At 73.5% G+C, this 17,407-nt stretch carries 15 protein-coding genes; 3 read left to right on the forward strand and 12 right to left on the reverse strand.

Annotated features, from left to right (window positions below; translation table 11 throughout):
- Window positions 1-46: 46 nt before the first annotated feature.
- Window positions 47-907 carry a 3-hydroxybutyryl-CoA dehydrogenase gene (locus B7R87_RS04585; RefSeq protein WP_130585309.1) on the forward strand — a complete coding sequence of 287 codons (861 nt, stop codon included), beginning with the start codon at window positions 47-49 and terminating at the stop codon, window positions 905-907.
- Between the two features lie 357 nt (window positions 908-1,264).
- Here B7R87_RS04585 and B7R87_RS04590 read toward each other — a convergent pair whose 3' ends face one another.
- From B7R87_RS04590 to infC, 10 genes are all read right to left on the reverse strand, one after another.
- A complete protein-coding gene (locus B7R87_RS04590; RefSeq protein ID WP_187144582.1) occupies window positions 1,265-1,795 on the reverse strand; it encodes an NUDIX hydrolase in 531 nt (176 codons plus the stop codon).
- A gap of 155 nt (window positions 1,796-1,950) precedes the next feature.
- Window positions 1,951-3,291 (reverse strand): hypothetical protein, encoded by a 1,341-nt coding sequence (locus tag B7R87_RS04595; RefSeq protein ID WP_006350251.1) that lies wholly within the window; start codon window positions 3,289-3,291, stop codon window positions 1,951-1,953.
- Between the two features lie 345 nt (window positions 3,292-3,636).
- Window positions 3,637-4,830, reverse strand: coding sequence for a PP2C family protein-serine/threonine phosphatase (locus B7R87_RS04600; RefSeq protein ID WP_391119308.1), 1,194 nt, complete (start codon window positions 4,828-4,830; stop codon window positions 3,637-3,639).
- 1,199 nt (window positions 4,831-6,029) lie between these two features.
- On the reverse strand, window positions 6,030-8,558 hold the full coding sequence (gene pheT / locus B7R87_RS04605; protein WP_006350249.1) for a phenylalanine--tRNA ligase subunit beta: 2,529 nt from the start codon (window positions 8,556-8,558) through the stop codon (window positions 6,030-6,032).
- On the reverse strand, window positions 8,558-9,682 hold the full coding sequence (gene pheS / locus B7R87_RS04610) for a phenylalanine--tRNA ligase subunit alpha (RefSeq protein ID WP_006350248.1): 1,125 nt from the start codon (window positions 9,680-9,682) through the stop codon (window positions 8,558-8,560). Before pheS ends, pheT begins: the two co-directional genes overlap by 1 nt.
- 185 nt (window positions 9,683-9,867) lie before the next feature.
- Window positions 9,868-10,992, reverse strand: a complete 1,125-nt coding sequence (locus tag B7R87_RS04615) for a sensor histidine kinase (protein WP_006350247.1) — start codon at window positions 10,990-10,992, stop codon at window positions 9,868-9,870.
- A 170-nt stretch (window positions 10,993-11,162) separates the two neighbouring features.
- On the reverse strand, window positions 11,163-11,993 hold the full coding sequence (locus B7R87_RS04620) for a TrmH family RNA methyltransferase (RefSeq protein ID WP_006350246.1): 831 nt from the start codon (window positions 11,991-11,993) through the stop codon (window positions 11,163-11,165).
- A gap of 261 nt (window positions 11,994-12,254) precedes the next feature.
- Window positions 12,255-12,641: a 50S ribosomal protein L20 gene (rplT, locus tag B7R87_RS04625; RefSeq protein ID WP_006350245.1), complete on the reverse strand. Its 387-nt coding sequence runs from the start codon at window positions 12,639-12,641 to the stop codon at window positions 12,255-12,257.
- Between the two features lie 140 nt (window positions 12,642-12,781).
- On the reverse strand, window positions 12,782-12,976 hold the full coding sequence (gene rpmI, locus B7R87_RS04630) for a 50S ribosomal protein L35 (RefSeq protein WP_003959822.1): 195 nt from the start codon (window positions 12,974-12,976) through the stop codon (window positions 12,782-12,784).
- Between the two features lie 125 nt (window positions 12,977-13,101).
- Window positions 13,102-13,809 (reverse strand): translation initiation factor IF-3, encoded by a 708-nt coding sequence (infC, locus tag B7R87_RS04635; RefSeq protein WP_100249267.1) that lies wholly within the window; start codon window positions 13,807-13,809, stop codon window positions 13,102-13,104.
- Between the two features lie 297 nt (window positions 13,810-14,106).
- Here infC and B7R87_RS04645 point away from each other — a divergent pair, with 297 nt between their 5' ends.
- On the forward strand, window positions 14,107-14,505 hold the full coding sequence (locus B7R87_RS04645; RefSeq protein WP_006350243.1) for a DUF1844 domain-containing protein: 399 nt from the start codon (window positions 14,107-14,109) through the stop codon (window positions 14,503-14,505).
- Between the two features lie 43 nt (window positions 14,506-14,548).
- On the opposite strand, the gene B7R87_RS04650 is transcribed toward B7R87_RS04645, so the two are convergent.
- A complete protein-coding gene (locus B7R87_RS04650; protein ID WP_006350242.1) occupies window positions 14,549-15,292 on the reverse strand; it encodes an SseB family protein in 744 nt (247 codons plus the stop codon).
- A 132-nt stretch (window positions 15,293-15,424) separates the two neighbouring features.
- On the opposite strand from B7R87_RS04650, the gene B7R87_RS04655 reads away from it, so the two are divergent.
- The gene (locus tag B7R87_RS04655; protein WP_006350241.1) at window positions 15,425-16,072 is read left to right on the forward strand and encodes a serine hydrolase; all 648 of its coding nucleotides are present in this window, start codon (window positions 15,425-15,427) and stop codon (window positions 16,070-16,072) included.
- A gap of 61 nt (window positions 16,073-16,133) precedes the next feature.
- On the opposite strand, the gene mycP is transcribed toward B7R87_RS04655, so the two are convergent.
- Window positions 16,134-17,333: a type VII secretion-associated serine protease mycosin gene (mycP, locus tag B7R87_RS04660; protein WP_130585316.1), complete on the reverse strand. Its 1,200-nt coding sequence runs from the start codon at window positions 17,331-17,333 to the stop codon at window positions 16,134-16,136.
- Window positions 17,334-17,407 lie beyond the last annotated feature (74 nt).

A 17,407-nucleotide genomic window follows, 5' to 3' on the forward strand; every position in this document is an offset into this window, starting at 1 on the left:
GGGAATCCCGCACGGAAGCAGCGAAAGGCACGAGGTGACGGACTCAATGGCCGACATTGCACGCGTCGGAGTGGTGGGCTGTGGCCAGATGGGCGCGGGCATCGCGGAGGTTGCCGCCCGCAGCGGTCTGGAGGTGAAGGTCGCCGAGACGACGGGTGAGGCGCTGGAGCTCGGGCGCACCCGGCTCGTCAACTCCCTCTCGAAGGCCGCCGAACGGGGCAAGATCACGGAGGAGGAGCGGGACGAGGCCCTGGGGCGGCTGAGCTTCACCACCGATCTCGGGGAGTTCGCGGACCGCGATCTGGTCATCGAGGCGGTCGTGGAGAACGAGCAGGTGAAGACGGAGATCTTCCAGGTGCTGGACCAGGTGGTGACCCGCCCGGACGCGATCCTGGCCTCCAACACCTCCTCCATTCCGCTGGTGAAGCTGGCCGTGGCGACCTCCCGCCCCGACCAGGTCATCGGCATCCACTTCTTCAACCCGGCGCCGGTGCAGAAGCTGGTGGAGCTGATTCCCGCGCTGACCACGTCCGAGGAGACCGTGAAGCGGTCGGAGGCCCTCGTCGAGCAGGTGCTGGGCAAGCATCCCATCCGGGCCCAGGACCGGTCCGGCTTTGTGGTGAACGCCCTGCTGATCCCGTATCTGCTCTCCGCGATCCGGATGTTCGAATCGGGGATCGCCAGCCGTGAGGACATCGACAACGGCATGGAGCTGGGTTGTGCGCATCCGATGGGGCCGCTGAAGCTGGCGGATCTCATCGGTCTCGACACCGTCGCCTCGGTGGCCGATTCGATGTATGCGGAGTTCAAGGAGCCGCTGTACGCCGCGCCGCCGCTGCTCCAGCGGATGGTGGACGCGGGGCGGCTGGGCCGTAAGACGGGCTCGGGGTTCTATCCGTACGGCTGAGGGCCCGGTGTCCGTACGGCGGGGGGCGATCGTACGGAAGCGGTCGCGCGGGAGCGTTCGTACGGCCGGGGCCGAGGCGGTCGTACGGAAGCGGTCGTGCGGGGACACTCGTACAGCCGAGGCCGAGGCGGTCGTACGGCTGAGACTGCGGCGCGCGTGCGCGTACGGCTGAGGCCGGGCGCCCTGCCGCCCGCCCCCGGCCGGACGGACGAGCACGTCCCGCCGTTGTTCCACGGGCCTCTGCGCCCGCTGTCCGGTCCTTCACGGGCCCGCCGGGCCCGCCGTGCGCTGTGACGGGCGTCCGCGCCCGCCGTCACCCGCGACGCCGCCGGTCCCGGCACCGGCGGCCACCGGGGCTCAGCCCAGCCGCATGTGATGCAGCATCAGCAGCCCGGCCGCCATATTGGCGGCCGGGATCTGGCCCCGGGCGATCAGCTCGGGGATCAGTTTCAGCGGGACCCACTCACGGCGCGAGGACTCGAAGTCGTCCTCGGGGTGGCCGATGTAGGTCGCGCCCTCCGCCCAGTACAGATGGTGCCGCGCGTCGATCAGACCGTTGGCCGGTTCGACGGTGAGCAGATGCCGGAGGGGGCCCGGCCGCCAGCCGGTCTCCTCCTCCATCTCCCGGGCCGCCGCGGACTCGATCTCCTCGCCGTCCTCGACCACTCCCGCGGCCAGCTCCCAGCCCCAGCTGTCGGTGATGAACCGGTGTCGCCAGAGCATGAGGACCTCGTTGTCCTCGTTGACGGCCGTCGCCACGGCGACGGCACGGAGCCGGATGAGGAAGTGGTCCAGATGCCTGCCATCGGGCAGCCGCACATCCGCCAGATTCACCCTGAACCAGCGGTTTTCATACACAGTTTGCTCATTGAGGTTCGTCCACTGCACAGTTCTGCCACCTTTCGGGCCGTAGGTGGCAACATCGCAGCAGTCGATCTTGTCCAGTGGAATCGCCCACCGTTGTGGTCAAGCCACGGGAACACCCCACGGCACCCCGGGGGCCGCCGCGGACCGGCGGTCCGGCGCCGGGTGCTCCGCCGGTCTCACAGCGGGACCCGCAGCGTCTCGTCGATCAGCCCCGCCGCCTCCTGCGCACCGGCGCTGCCGCTCGCCAGCAGATGCTCCCGGACCCCCCGCAGCCGGTCCCGCAGCCGCCGGGACTCCATGCCCCGTACCCGCTCCGTCATCTCGACGGCCGTCGCCGCGGCCCGGTCCGGTTCGCCCTGGCAGAGTTCGATCTCGCAGAGCATCGCCAGCCGGTGCACCCGGCCCCGGTCGTGGGCGGGCGTCCCGGCCGCGGCCGCGGCGTGCTCCCGGGCCCCGGCCAGATCACCCAGACTGAGCAGCGCCTCCGCCGCCTGCACATTGACCAGGCCCGGCTGGACATAGCCGGTCTCGTCCGGCTCGTCCCCGAAGTGGATCCGCTCGGCCTCGGTCTCGGCCCGGCCGATGCAGCGCAGCGCCGAGGCGTGGTCGCCGAGATGGGCGTAGGCCTTCGCCTGCATCGCGTACAGATCGGCGGAGAGCGCCGGGGTGATCCGGCCGCCCGCCGTGCGCAGGGCGGCCTCCGCGAAGGCGACGGCCTGCCGGTGCTCGGAGAGGAACAGCGACTGGTTGACCAGCAGGGCGATCACATAGGCGCCGAGCCCCTGGTCGCCGCTGGCCTTGGCGAGCCGCAGCGCCTGATGGAAGTAGCGCTGGGCCAGTCCGTGCGCATCGGAGTCGTAGGCGCAGATCCCGGCGACGGCGACGAGTCCGCCGGTCGCCCGGTGCAACTGCCGTCCGAGGGCGTCGTTGTACGAGCCGCGCAGCAGCGGCGCGGTCTCGGCGTTGAGGAAGCCGACGATCCGGGTACGGGTCGCCACCCCGCCCGCCCTGCGGTACATCAGCTCGTAGTGGGCGCGCGCGGCCCGCAGCATGGTGACGTCGGCCATGGAGACCCGGGTGACGCCGGAGCGGGAGACGTCCGCGTCCTCCGGGGGGTTCTCCCACTCCCAGACCGGCATCACCGCCGGGGTGCCGGTGACCGCGGGGGCCTCGATGACATGTCTGCGCTGCTGTTCGTCGGAGCGCCACAGGGCGGTGGCCCGGTCGACGAAACCGGAGAGCGGGGTGCCGGGCGGGGTGGGCTGGGCACCGTCCACGCCGAGGCCGATATCGCCCAGACCGAGGGAGCGGTGCAGCCGTGCGCCGAGGACCTCGCAGATCAGATCGGGCACCTGTCCGCGCGGGCGCTGGCCCTTGAGCCAGCGGGCGACGGCGGTGTGCTCGTAGCGCAGGGAGAGTCCCCTGGCCCGGCCCGCCTGGTTGACCCGGGCGGCGAGGCCCGCGTGGGAGAAGCCCGCCTCGTCGAGGAGGGCGTCGAGCAGGGTGTTCGGCTGCATGCAGGCGCTCCGGAGGCTCGGTGCGCCCAGCGTAGTGGACGGGCGGTTCACACGGGGTGTGAACGGAATGCCCGGACCGGGGGCCCGTGTGCGCTGCCGCCGCCCGCCCGCAGCCGCTTGACTGAGGTGCCTCTCAAGGAGGCGGCCGGACCGCCGGCTCCCCCTCGTACAGTGCGGCGGTCCCCGATCGCGTCGTCTGCCCTGCTGATCTGCCCGACACTCCGCGGCAGGGCGGACGGCGCAGGCCGCGCGGGCAGCCCTCGGAGGGCTTTCCTTCGCAGCGTGCGGCCGACCGGGTCCGTCCGGTGGACGGGCCCGGGGCCGCGCCCGCGCCGGCTTCCGGCATCAGTGCCGGGCCGGGGCGGCCGGTACGACCGCGGGCGGCTCGGCCGCCGGGGTGCCCGCCGGTTCGCCGGTACGGTTCCCCCTCGCTTCCTTCCCCGTACTCGCGGCGCGGTCGTGGCGGTCGTTGCGGAGCAGCAGCAGGGCGACGTCGTCGCCGGGGCGGCCGCCGGTGTGCCGCAGCAGTGCGGCCCTCAGGGTGGCGATCACGGCGGCGGGTGGGGCGGGCGGGGCGGCCGCGATGCGTTCCAGAGCGGTACGGAGGCCGAAGAACCGGCCCCGGGCGTCCCGCGCCTCCAGCGCCCCGTCCGTGTGGAGGAGCAGGTCCTCGCCCGGCCCCAGGGGTTCGGCGAGGTAGGGGTCGAGTACGGCGGGGAGGGGGAACGGCCCGAGCGGGGGCAGGGGTTCGGCGGCGGCGAGCGGCCGGGCGCCGCCGGGGCCGAGCCGGTAGGGCCAGGGGTGGCCGCAGTTCAGCGCCCGTACGCCGCAGTCCTGGTCGATCTCCAGCAGAAGCAGGGTGACGAACTCCTCGGCCGACGGGTTCTCGGGGTCGGTGCCGGAAGCGGCCGGGTGTTCGTCGCGGGCGCGTTCGCGCAGATGGCGCTGGACGGCGCGGTCCAGCCGCCGCAGCAGGCCGCCGAGTTCGGGTTCGTCGTGCGCGGCCTCGCGGAAGCTGCCGAGGACCGCGGCGACGGCCCCTATCGCGGGCAGCCCGTGGCCGCGTACGTCCCCGATGACGGCACGCACCCCGTACGGCGTGGCCACGGCCTCGTACAGATCGCCGCCGACGATCGCGCCCCGGCTCGCGGACAGCTGACCCGCGGCGACGGAGAGCCCTTCGAGACGGGCGGGGGGCGGGCGCAGCAGAACGCTCTGGGTGGCGTGTGCCACGGCGCGCGCCCGGCGCAGTTCGCGGCGGAGCCGGCGGCGGGCGCCGATGACGACTGCGGTGCCGACGGTCAGGAGGACCAGGGCCGCGACGATCCGCTCGGCAAGGCTCTCGGGGTGGTCGTGGGGCATCACCACCCGTCCGACGAGCGCGGCGGCGGCGCAGGCCACGGGCAGACCGAACGGGAGCAGCCTGCGCAGCGGCCGGATCGCACCGGGCCGGGCGCGGGCCGCGGCCGGACCGTGGGCGCGTGGCCGTCCGGCCCGGGGCGGGCCCGGACGGGGACGTGCAGAACTGCTACGGATCATGCCGATGGTCCCCTCATAGGCCCCTGCCCGGCGCTCCGGCCGCCCCGCGCCCCCGTCCGGACAGCGGTGCCGGCTACCCCCCTCAAGGGGCGGACGGGGCTGGACGGGCACGGTCTGCGGCCGGGTCGATTGTGTCGACCGTACGGGGAGGAAGGGAACAACCTGCCCCGTTCTCACTCGAATGAGTGAGTACACCGACAGACCGGACGGGGCAGGCGGGGGGCGGTTCGCCCCGGCGGGCCGCCCGCGTCCGATGCCCTGTCATATCGCTTGCAGGCATGGGAAGTTGATGTCAAGCACGCCGGGGCGGGTGGTGGCGCGGGGCGGAGTTCTCGCGGGGTGCGGGCGGGCCGGGACGGCCGCGGCGGACGTCAACCGTGCCACCGGGGCCTCCCGGCGGGGCAGGAGGTGAGGGCCCGGGGGCCGGGCGGTCGCGGGCCATGGGTTCGGCGCGCGGGGCTTCCCGCCGGGGTCCGGGCGACGAGCCTGCTCCCGGGTCGGGCCGGTATCGGCCACGAAAGGGGTACGGCCGCGGGCTCCGGCTCGGTGCCCCGGAGTGGTGCCCGCCCTCGCGCCCGGTGGGCGCGGGCGGCGGCGTACGGCCACGGCCACTGCACGGCGACCCGGTGCGCTCCCGGTACGACGGCTGCACGGGCCGCCCTGCGTACGGCCACCGCACAGCGCCCCGCGCGGCCCGGAACGGACCACGGCTGTACGACGGGTACCCAGGGCGCCCCGTACGGACACGGCACAGCATCCAGCGCCCCGGGAACGTACCGCGGCGGTACGAGTCGTCCGGCGCACCGCAGCAACCCGGCTCGAAACCGGCCGCCGTGGCAGTGGCCGCCCCAGCGGCTCGCCGCCCCCGGCGCGCAGTTCGCGGCGCGCAGTTCGGCGGAGGTGGAGACGTTCGGCCCTGCCGTATCCTCCGTCCCGGTCTCTCGGCGGGCGATACCACTGCCGTACGGTGCGGTGGCGCGGCTCCGGACAGCCGTCCGTACAGCACCGCACCGACAGCCGCCTGAGCCTCCGTTCAGCGTGCCGAAACGGACCGCGGTGGTTGCGGCGCTCGCGCGAGGCGCCCCGCGGCAGCGCGGCGACCCGGGCCCGGCCCGGGAACGTACCCGCAGCGCGGAACAGGCCGCGGCCCCCGGAGCCGTTACGGTTCCGGGGGCCGCGGTTGCGGTGGAGGCAGGGTGTCAGACGCCGCGGAGGACCGCGCCCGCGGACTCGGCCGCGGCGGCGACCGCCGCGTCCCGGGCCGCTGTGGCCTCCTCGACCGTCAGCGTCCGGTCGGGGGCGCGGAAGCGCAGCGCGTACGCCAGCGACTTCTTGCCCTCGCCCAGCTGCTCCCCGGTGAAGACGTCGAACAGCCGGATGGACTCCAGCAGCTCACCGGCGCCCACGGCGAGCGCGTGCTCGACGAAGGCGGCGGGGACGTCCGCGTCGACGACCAGGGCGACGTCCTGGGTGGCCACCGGGAACGAGGAGATCCGCGGTGCGGTGACCGCGCCCTCGCCCGCCCGCTGCACCAGGTCCAGGTCGATCTCCATGGCGCAGGTCCGGGCGGGCAGCCCGAAGACCTTCACCACCCGCGGGTGCAGTTCGCCCGCATGGCCCACGGAGGTCTTCACCCCGTCGACGACGACGAACAGCTCCGCGCAGCGGCCGGGGTGCCAGGGGCCGTACTGTGCCTGCTCGACGGCGAGTTCGGCACCGGCCTCACGGGCGACGGTACGGGCGGCCTCGACGGCGTCCGCCCAGTCCGCCGGGTGTCCCTTGCCCCACCAGCCGGCCTGTTCCCGGGCTCCGGCGAGCACCACGGCGGCGTGCCGGGGCTGCTCGGGCAGGGCCGCGTCCAGGCCCGCCAGCTCCGCGTCCGTGGGGCGCCGGTCGACGGGGAGGGCGTCGGTCCGCCGGGGCGCGGCGGAGGGGTGGAAGACCAGACCGGTCTCGAAGAGGGCCAGGTCGTGGCTGCCGCGGCCGTCGTTGCGGCGGAGGGCTCCGAGGAGTCCGGGCAGCAGCGTGGTGCGGAGCGCGGGCTCCTCGTCGGAGAGCGGGTTGGCCAGGGTGACGACGCGGCGCGCCGGATCGTCGGCGGCCAGGTCCAGCTTGTCGAAGACCTGCGTGCCGATGAAGGGGTAGTTCGGCGCCTCGGTGTAGCCGGCCCCGGCGAGCGCCCGGCCGATGCGGCGGTGCAGCCGCTGCCGGTCGTTCAGCCCGCGGCCGGAGGACGGCCGGGGCAGCGTGGCGGGCAGGTTCTCGTACCCCTCCAGCCGCATGACCTCCTCCGCGAGGTCGTTGGGCGCGGCGAGGTCGGGGCGCCACGACGGGACGGTGACGATCAGCTCGTCCTGCCCGTAGACGTCGCAACCGACCTCCTGGAGGCGGCGGACGACGGTCTCGCGGCCGTAGACGACACCGGCGACCCGGTCGGGGTGGTCGGCGCGCATGGTGACCGTGCGGGGCGCGGAGGGCGAGATGGCCTCGGTGACACCGGGTTCGGCGGTGCCGCCGGCCAGGAGCACCAGCAGATCGACGGTCCGCTGGGCGGCGGCGGCCGCGGCGAGCGGGTCGACGCCGCGCTCGAAGCGCCGGGACGCCTCCGAGGACAGCTTGTGGCGGCGGGCGGTGCGGGCGATGGCGACCGGGTCGAAGTGGGCGGCTTCGACGACGATGTCGGTGGTGCCGGTGGTCTGCCCGGTCTCCGGGTCGACGACCGCGTCGGCGATCTCGGTGTGCGCGCCGCCCATGACGCCCGCGAGGCCGATCGGGCCGCGGCCGTCGGTGATGACGAGGTCCTCCGCGTCGAGGACGCGGCGGGTGCCGTCGAGGGTGGTGAGCTTCTCACCGGCCTCGGCGCGGCGCACCCCGATCGGGCCGTCGATCCGGGAGCGGTCGTAGGCGTGCAGCGGCTGGCCCAGCTCCAGCATCACGTAGTTGGTGATGTCGACGGCCAGCGAGATCGGCCGCATACCGGCCTTCTGCAGGCGGCGGCGGAGCCAGATCGGGGAGCGCGCCTCGGGGTCGACGCCGGTGACGGTGCGCGCGGTGAAGCGGTCGCAGCCGACCGGGTCGGTGACCTGGACGGGGTAGCCGTGGGCGTTGGGCCCGGGGACGTCGATCAGCGCCGGGTCGCGCAGCGGCAGCCCGTACGCGGTGGCGGTCTCGCGGGCGATACCGCGCAGCGAAAGGGCGTAGCCGCGGTCGGGGGTGACGGCGATGTCGAGGACCTCGTCGCGCAGCTCCAGGAGTGCGATCGCGTCGGTGCCTGCCTCGTGCTCCGGCGGGAGCACGATGATGCCGTCGGTGCCGTCGTCGCCCATGCCCAGTTCGGCGGCGGAGCAGATCATGCCGCGGGACATCCGGCCGTACGTCTTCCGCTCGGCGATCTTGAAGCCGCCGGGCAGCTCGGCGCCGGGGAGGACCACGACGACCTTGTCGCCGACGGCGAAGTTGCGGGCGCCGCAGACGATCTCCTGCGGTTCGCCCGTCCCGTTGGCCTGTCCGACGTCGACCATGCAGTGCCGGATGGGCTTCTTGAACTCGGTGAGCTCTTCGATCGACAGCACCCGGCCGACGACGAGGGGGCCGGTGAGCCCGGCGCCGAGCTGCTCGACGGACTCGACCTCCAGACCCGCCGCGATCAGCTTCTGCTGTACGTCACGGCCGGTCTCCGTCGCCGGCAGGTCGACGTACTCCCGCAGCCAGGAAAGCGGGGCCCGCATCAGATCTCCATCCCGAAGGGCCGGGTGAACCGGATGTCACCCTCGACCATGTCTCGCATGTCTTCGACGTTGTGGCGGAACATCAGCATCCGTTCGATGCCGAATCCGAAGGCGAATCCGCTGTACTTCTCGGGGTCGACGCCGCAGGCGACGAGCACCTTGGGGTTGACCATTCCGCAGCCGCCCAGTTCGATCCAGCCTTCGCTGGAGCAGGTGCGGCAGGGCCGGTCGGGGTTGCCGACGGACTCGCCGCGGCAGACGTAGCAGACCATGTCCATCTCGGCGGACGGCTCGGTGAAGGGGAAGAAGTTCGGCCGGAGCCGGGTCTTCATGCCCTCGCCGCCGAACAGCTCCTGGACCATGTGGTCCAGGGTGCCCTTGAGGTCGGCCATGGTCAGGCCCTCGTCGATGGCCAGCAGTTCGACCTGGTGGAAGACGGGGGTGTGGGTGGCGTCCAGCTCGTCGGTGCGGTAGACGCGGCCCGGGCAGATCACGTACACCGGCAGCTCGCGGCCGAGCAGGGAGCGGATCTGGACCGGGGAGGTGTGGGTGCGCAGGACGATCCCGGAGGCCTCCCCCTCGGCGGAACCGGTCACGAAGAACGTGTCGGCCTCGCCGCGGGCGGGGTGGTCGGGGCCGATGTTCAGCGCGTCGAAGTTGAACCACTCGGCCTCGGCCTCGGGGCCCTCGGCGACCTCGTAGCCCATGGCGACGAAGACGTCCTCGATGCGCTCCGAGAGCGTGGTGATGGGGTGGCGGGCGCCCGCCGGGACCCGGTCGTAGGGCAGGGTGACGTCCACCGCCTCCTCGACCAGCACCCGGGCGTCGCGCTCGGCCTCCAGTTCGGCCTGGCGGGCGGCGAGCGCCTTGTTCACGGCGCCGCGGGCCTGGCCGACCCGCTTGCCCGCCTCGGCCTTGGCCTGCGGGGGCAGCGCGCCGATCTCGCGGTTCGCGAGGGCGAGGGGCGAGGTGCCACCGGTGTGCGCGATCTTCGCCTGGGCGAGCGCTTCGAGGTCGCCCGCCGCGGCGAAGGCGGCGACCGCCTCGTCCCGCATGCGCTCGACTTCTTCCGGTTTCAGTGCCTCGACCTCGACAGGGTCGTACGACTTGTTGGGTGCCGACATCTCTTCCCGTGTTTCCGGTTGGCTGGGTGGGCGCGGCCCCGCTCGGCGACGACGGACGCAGACGAAGGACGCAAAGGTGCCAAAGTCCGAGTCTAAGGGGTCGGGATTGCGCGGGCGGCGGCGCGTTTCCGGGGGATGTCCCGGGGCCCGGTGGACCGGGCGGTCTGGAAGGGCCCGCGGGCGGCTCAGCTCAGATGAGCGGGCAGACCGACGGGCAGGGTAAATCGGAACTCGGCGCCGCCGGCCGGGCCCCGGCCGACGGTGATCGTGCCGCTGTGGGCCTCGACGATGCCCTTGACGATATAGAGGCCGAGGCCGGTGCCGCCGCGTTTGCTGCCCCGCCAGAAGCGGGTGAAGACACGGGCCATCGACTCCTCGGGAATGCCGGGGCCCTGGTCGCTCACGGTGACGGCCGTGCCTTCCTCGTCGTCGCGCGGCGCCGCGGTCGGCGCCACGTCAATGGTGACGGTTCCCTCGCCGTGGCGCACCGCGTTTTCCAGCAGATTGCCGAGCACCTGGTCGACCTTGTCGGGGTCGGCCCAGAGCGCGGGCAGGCCCGGGTGGATCCGGACGACGAACCGGTCGGGGCTACGCCCGCTGGCTATATGGGCCTGGACATGGCGGGTGACGGCGGCGGCGATGTCCACGGGCTGGCGGCGGACCTCCAGCCGTCCGGAGTCGATCCGGGAGATGTCGAGGAGTTCGGCGATCAGCCGGGTGACGCGGTTGGCGTCGGCGTCGACGGTCTCCAGCATCAGCCGCTTCTGGTCGTCGGTGAACCGCTCCCATTTGGCGAGCAGGGTGGCGGTGAAACCCTTGACCGAGGTCAGCGGGGAGCGCAGTTCATGGGCGACGGTGGCGATCAGCTCGGCGTGGCTGCGTTCGGTGCGGCGGCGGGCCTCGGTGCCGCGGAGGCTGACGACGAGGCGGCGCAGCGGTCCCGTGGGGTGCTCGCGGACGTACCGGGCGGAGACGAGGACCTCGCGTCCGCCGGGGAGGAGCAGATTGCGCTCGGGCTGGCCGACCCGGGTGGCGAGTCCGCCGTACGGATCGGTCAGCGCCCACCAGCGGCGGCCCTTGAGGTCCTCCAGCGGCAGGGCGCGTTCCAGGGGCAGTCCGACGGCGTCGGCGCGGGCGGTGGCGGTGATCCGGACGGCCGCGGCGTTGAAGCAGATCACCCGGCCGTTCTCGTCGGCGACGACGAGGCCGTCGGGGAGGTCGTCGGGGTCGATCATCAGCGCCTCGGGATCGGTGGACGCGCACGGGTAGGTGCCGTGCGTCTCCGCGAGCCTGCTCGTGCCGACCGCCATACCCGTGCCCCCACCTCTCCGCCGCCGCAGTGGGCCCCCGAGCCCGTCACCCTACTAGCTCAAGGTGACGGTCCGGACCCCCTGCGCGAGTGCGCCCCCTGTACCACCTGTCGATCCCGCTCTGCTCCCCGGATGCGCCGTCCGCTGCTGCGGCGCGCTCCGGGCCGTACTCACCCGCCGGTGCGCTGGGCGCGCGCCGAGGCGTAGAGACATACGGCCGCGGCGGTCGCCAGGTTCAGGCTCTCCGCCTTTCCGTGGATCGGGACCCGGATCACGGCGTCCGCGAGCGCCCTGGTCTCCTCGGGCAGGCCCCAGGCCTCGTTGCCGAAGACCCAGGCGGTGGGGCCGCCCATGGTTCCGGCGTCCAGTTCGGTGTCGAGGTCGTCCCCGGCGCCGTCGGCCGCCACCACGCGCACCCCGGCGCCCCGCAGCTCCCGTACGGCACGCTCCACCGGGACGCCGACGGCGACCGGGAGGTGGAAGTGGGAGCCGACGGAGGCCCGTACGGCCTTGGGGTTGTAGAGGTCGACGGAGGCGTCGGTGAGGACGACGGCATCGGCTCCGGCGGCGTCGGCGCAGCGCAGTACGGTGCCCGCGTTCCCGGGGTCGCGGACGTTGGCGAGCACGGCGACCAGCCGGGGCCGGGCGGCGACGATGTCGTCGAACGGGGAGTCGACGAACCGGCAGACGCCGACCAGCCCCTGCGGGGTGACGGTGGTGGAGATGTCCGCGATCACCGTCTCGTCGGCGAGGTGGAACCGCACCCCGGCGGTCCGGGCCGCTTCCACGATGTCCGGGTACCGTTCGGCGGCTTCGGGGGTGGCGAACAGCTCGGTGAGCGTGTCGTCCCCGGCGGGTGTCCGGTGGCCGGTGGCCTCCCGTACCGCCTGCGGTCCCTCGGCCAGGAACAGGCGCTCCTTGCCGCGGAAGTTCCGCCTCGCCAGCCGCCGGGCGGCGCCGACGCGCGGGGAGCGCGGGGAGATCAACTCGGGGGCGGCCATGGACTCACTTCCGGGAGGGGCACCGCGCGGGCACGGACAAACACAGACAAGTGCAGACAGGTGCAGACAAGCACGGGCGGCGTGACGGACGGGCGGAGGGGGCGCACCCGGGAAGCCGGCCCGGACGGGGTGTACGGGCGGGGTGCCCGGGCGGCGGATGCAGACGGACCCGCAGGCCACAGGGGCCCGCGGGTCCGGAACGCGGGGTGTCCCACCGCCGCAGCGCATGGCGCGACGGCGGGCGGGACGATCACGCGGCGATCAGGCGGCGGCCTTCGGCGCGTTCACATCGGCGGGGAGCGCCTTCTGCGCGACCTCGACCAGCGCGGCGAACGCGTTGGCGTCGTTGACGGCCAGCTCCGCCAGGATCTTGCGGTCCACCTCGATGTTGGCGGCCTTCAGACCCTGGATCAGACGGTTGTAGGTCATACCGTTCTGACGGGCGGCGGCGTTGATGCGCTGGATCCACAGCTGACGGAAGTCGCCCTTGCGCTTCTTCCGGTCGTTGTAGTTGTAGACCAGGGAGTGGGTGACCTGCTCCTTGGCCTTGCGGTACAGGCGCGACCGCTGACCGCGGTAACCGCTGGCCTGCTCCAGGATCGCCCGGCGCTTCTTGTGGGCGTTGACTGCCCGCTTGACGCGTGCCACTTGTTTAACTCCTTGTAGCGGGGCCGTACGTGCGGCGGCACGGCCCGAATACGAATTTGGTCTCCCGGTCCCGGCGTCGGCTCCCCTGCCCCGTCAGCGGGCCCCGCCGGTGCGGGGCCGCCCGGAGGCGGGAGGCGACGTCACTTGCCGAGAAGCTTCTTGATCTTCTTGGCGTCGCCGGGGGCCATCTCCGCGTTGCCGGTGAGGCGACGCGTCAGCGTGGACGGCTTGTGCTCCAGCAGGTGGCGCTTGCCGGCGCGCTCACGGAGCACCTTGCCGGAGCCGGTGATCTTGAAGCGCTTCTTGGAACCGCTGTGCGTCTTGTTCTTCGGCATCGCGCCGTAATCTCCTCGTCAGTGGCGCTCTCGCCCGGCGCGTGAGCACCGGGCACGCGGGAGCGTCCAGTTCGTCTTGTCAGGTCCGGGGACGGACCCGGGGCTGCCTGCGGCTGCCCCCGGGATCACCCCTCGGCGGGCGTCTCGGCCGGAGCCTCGGCCTCGGCTTCGGCCTGGGCCTCAGCCTTCGGGTCACGGCCCGCCTTGCGTGCGGCCTGAGCCTCACGCGCCTCGGCCATGGCCTCGGTCTTCTTCTTGTGCGGTCCGAGAACCATGATCATGTTCCGGCCGTCCTGCTTCGGGTTCGACTCGATGAATCCGAGGTCTTCGACATCGGAAGCGAGGCGCTGAAGCAGACGGTAACCAAGCTCGGGGCGGGACTGCTCACGACCACGGAACATGATCGTGATCTTGACCTTGTCGCCCTGCTTGAGGAACCGGACGACATGACCCTTCTTGGTGTCGTAGTCGTGCGGGTCGATCTTCGGCCGGAGCTTCATCTCCTTGATGACCGTGTGCGCCTGGTTCTTGCGCGCCTCACGGGCCTTCATGGCCGACTCGTACTTGAACTTCCCGTAGTCCATGAGCTTGCACACGGGCGGCCGGGCGTTCGCCGCGACCTCGACGAGGTCGAGGTCGTACTCCTGGGCGAGTTCGAGAGCCTTGGCGAGCGGGACAATGCCCACCTGCTCGCCGCTGGGACCGACAAGCCGCACTTCGGGAACGCGAATCCGGTCGTTGATGCGGGGCTCGGCGCTGATGGATCCTCCTCGGTAGCACCGCGCGGCCGACTGGCAGACGGCCGCGAGCGTCTGGTGAGACCAACCGCGCAGGAGCACAAAAAATGCCCCGGACGGGACACAGGCGGCAGCTCCTCGAATACCGGAGCACCGCCGCGGAACCCGCGGGGCGCACATCGGGCGGTTCCATCGTCCGTACGGAACGATGGGGACCGCCTGACCGGTGACCCGCCGCCCGGAGGGCGGTCAGGTGGGAGATCGGAGCCTCCACTTGTGGGCCGGGCACAGTCGTGTCCGGCCGGTCATCACACAAGGTTAGCAGCTCCGGCGGGGCGGTGCTAACCGGTGGCCCCGGCGGCGCGGTGCCCGGCGGGGCATATCGTGGGCGTCATGAGTGACGCGACCCCTTACCCCGGCGCCGGCGAGCCCCTTCAGCCGGGCGCCGCTGCCGAATCCCCCGACTTCGACGCCTTGACCCGCGATATCGCGGAGGTGCCCGCCGTCGAGGTGATCGTCACGGTCGCGGTGAACCTGATGAGCGCTGCCGCCGTGAAGCTCGGTCTCACCGAGGACAGCGACGAGCACAAGGACCTCGACGAGGCCCGCAAGCTGGTGCACGCCCTGGCCGGGCTGCTGGACGCGAGCACCACGGAGATCAGCTCGTTCCACGCGGCCCCGCTGCGTGACGGTCTGAAGTCGCTGCAGCTCGCGTTCCGCGAGGCGTCCCTGGTGCCGGACGGTCCCGGTCAGGGCCCGGGCGAGAAGTACACGGGCCCGGTCTACGGGTAGCCGCGGGGGCCGGGCGGTTCCGGCCGACCGGAAGTTCAGAAGTTCAGGAACGTACGTAGAAGGGCTCGCCCGGAGGGGTGGCCCCGGCCGGCAGCAGTGCCAGGTCGAGGCCCCGCACCAGGCGGGCCCTGAGTACGTCGTGGCCCGCGACGGCCCTGGCCACCCGTCCGGCGGCCTCGGCGGGCTCGGCGCCGTCGGCGAGGACCAGGGCGAGGGTGCCGTCGGTGCCGTCGCCGGGCAGCAGATGGACCCGGACGACGGCGGGCTCGGCCGCCATCACTTCCCGGACCGCCCCGGTCACCGCCGGATCGTCCAGCGGGTCGGCGCTGGTCCGCCCCTCGGCCAGGGCCCGCAGCGCGGCACCGCTGAGCTGGTAGGGCACGGGACCGGCGAGGTCGAGCACCAGGGTGTCGGCCTGCTCGTGGGCGACCGCCTTCAGCGCCTGGTGCAGCGGCACGGCGACCGGCCGGGCCTTCGGGTCCCAGCGGGCGAGGGTCTCCAGGGATGTGAACGCGGGCAGCGCGCGCCGGTCCCCCGCGGTGAGCGTGGGCACCGCCATCTCACTGGTCTTCTCGCGCCGGAGTCCGTTCTCGTCCGTCTCGACCTCGCCGAGGACGGCGACGACGGGCACCAGCAGGCGGGCCCCGGCGAGCGCCGCCAGAACGGCCCCTTCCGCCCCTTCGGCCGTCCGGTCCCCCGCCCAGGCGGCGAGGGCCGCCGTGAGCCGCGGGTCGGCGGTGCCGTCGTCTTCGGAGAAACCGGGATCGGGGATGTTCTTGAGCGCCACGTGCCGAGCCTAGTTCCCTCCGGTCGGCGGAGCGTCACGGGGTGGTCGGCAGAGGGCCGGTCCAGGACGGGCCGCCGACCGGTTTCCGGCCCTCGGCCCGTCCTGGACCGGGCCTCCGGATAGCCTGCGGCCGTGACCGACCCGACCGCCGTGACCGGACCGGCGCGCCCGGGGCTGTCCGTGGCGGTCGGCACCGCGACCGACGCGTGGTACAGCGGGGAAGCGGACCGGGGCTATCCCTCGGCCAGCATCGTCAAGGTGTCGATCCTGGCGGCTCTGCTGGCGCGCGGGCGTCCGCTGGAGGCGCACCACCGGGAGTGGGCCCGGGACGCGATCGTCAGCAGTGACAACGACGCGGCGACCGCGCTCTGGCGGGACCTCGGCGGCCCCGGGGCGCTGGACGCGGCACATGCCCGCCTCGGCCTCACCGGTACCACCGCCGATCCGGCCTGGGGGCTGACCCGGACCACCGCCCGCGATCAGCTGACCCTGCTGCGGGCCGTGTTCCGGGAGCCCGTGTACGCGCCGCTGCGCGAGCTGATGGGCCGGGTCCGGGCGGACCAGGCCTGGGGGGTGTCGGCGGCCGGCCCGGGGGACGGCGGACGGGCGCTGAAGAACGGCTGGATGCCGATGCGGGCGACGGGCCTGTGGGTGGTCCACTCCGTCGGCCGGGTGGACGGCCGGCTCGTGGTGGCGCTGTCGGACGGGCATCCGTCGAAGGAGGCGGGGATCGCGCGGGTGGAGGCGGCGGTGCGGGAGGCGGTGGCGGCCGCGCCCTGAGCGGTTCGCGCGCCCGGCCGCCCGGCCCGGTGCCGTAGAAGCAGATGCGGTACGGGGCGGATCAGGCGCCCGGCCGGGGACCGGTGCCGCGGCGGAGGACGACCGCGATCGCGAGGACCACCGCACCGGCACCGCCCACCAGCGGCGCGAGCCAGTTGGACGGTGTCTCGTCGGGCTCCTCGGGCTGCGGCCCCGGCCCGAAGTGCGGCTTCGCATAGCCCGCCGTGGCCGTCTTCGGATCCCGGGGGCGGAGTTGCTTCCCCTCCTCGATGGCCGCTGCCGGGTCGACCGTGCCGTAGCCGAGGGAGTCGTCCCGGCCGGAGTCGGGGCGGTCGCGGGCGGTGTCGACGAGGAGCCGTTTGATCTGGGCGGGGGTCAGACCGGGGTGGGCGGAGCGGACGAGGGCGACGGCGCCGGAGACGAAGGCCGCCGCCGCGCTGGTGCCCCAGCCCTCGTAGTACTTGCGGTCCGGGTCCGGTATCACGATGTCGACCCCGGGTGCGCTGACGGTCGCGTACCACCGGCGGGTGGAGAAGGAGGCGCGGTTGCCGAAGCGGTCCACGGCCGTGACGGCGATGACGCCCGGGTAGGCGGCGGGGTAGGAGATCCGGTCGCCCTTCTCGCCGCCGTTGCCCGCGGAGGCGACGACGACGGCGCCCTTGGCGAGCGCGTACTGGACGGCCGCGTCCTCGCCGGGTTCGGGGTGTGCGGACTCGCTGTCGTCGCCGAGGGAGAGGTTGATGACGTCGGCGCCCTGGTCGGCGGCCCAGCGGATGCCCTGGGCCAGGGCGGTGCCCCGGGATTTGCGGGCCTTCTCGCGGGCGTTGTCGCCGCCTTCGAGGATGACCCGGACGGGCAGGATCTTCGCCTCGGGCGCGATGCCGACGACCCCGGACTCGTCGTTCCAGCCCCGGCCGTGGGCGGCGATGATCCCGGCCATCGCGGTGCCGTGCCGGGCCCAGGCCCGGTCGCCGCGTACGGCGCCGAAGCCGATCAGGTCCTTGCCGGGCAGCACATTGCGTTTGAGGTCGGGGTGTTCGTCGTCGACGCCGGTGTCGAGTACGGCGACCGTGACGCCCTCGCCCTTGGTGGTGCGCCAGGCCTCGTCGGTGTTGAGGGCGTCGAGCCCCCACTGCTGGACGCGGATGCCGTCAGCGCGCGCGGGTACGGCGGGCAGCAGCGCGAACGCGGTGGCCGCGGTGAGCGCGGCGGCTCGGTGCAGCCTCCGGCGCCGGACGGCCCCGCGGACGGTCCCGGGCACAAGGGCGGCGGCGGAGGTACGGGGAGTGGGCGCGGCGGCGGGCGTACGGGCCGTGCGGGAGGCGGGCGTCGGGG

This window comes from Streptomyces tsukubensis, assembly GCF_003932715.1.
In the GTDB taxonomy this organism is placed as follows: domain Bacteria; phylum Actinomycetota; class Actinomycetes; order Streptomycetales; family Streptomycetaceae; genus Streptomyces; species Streptomyces tsukubensis.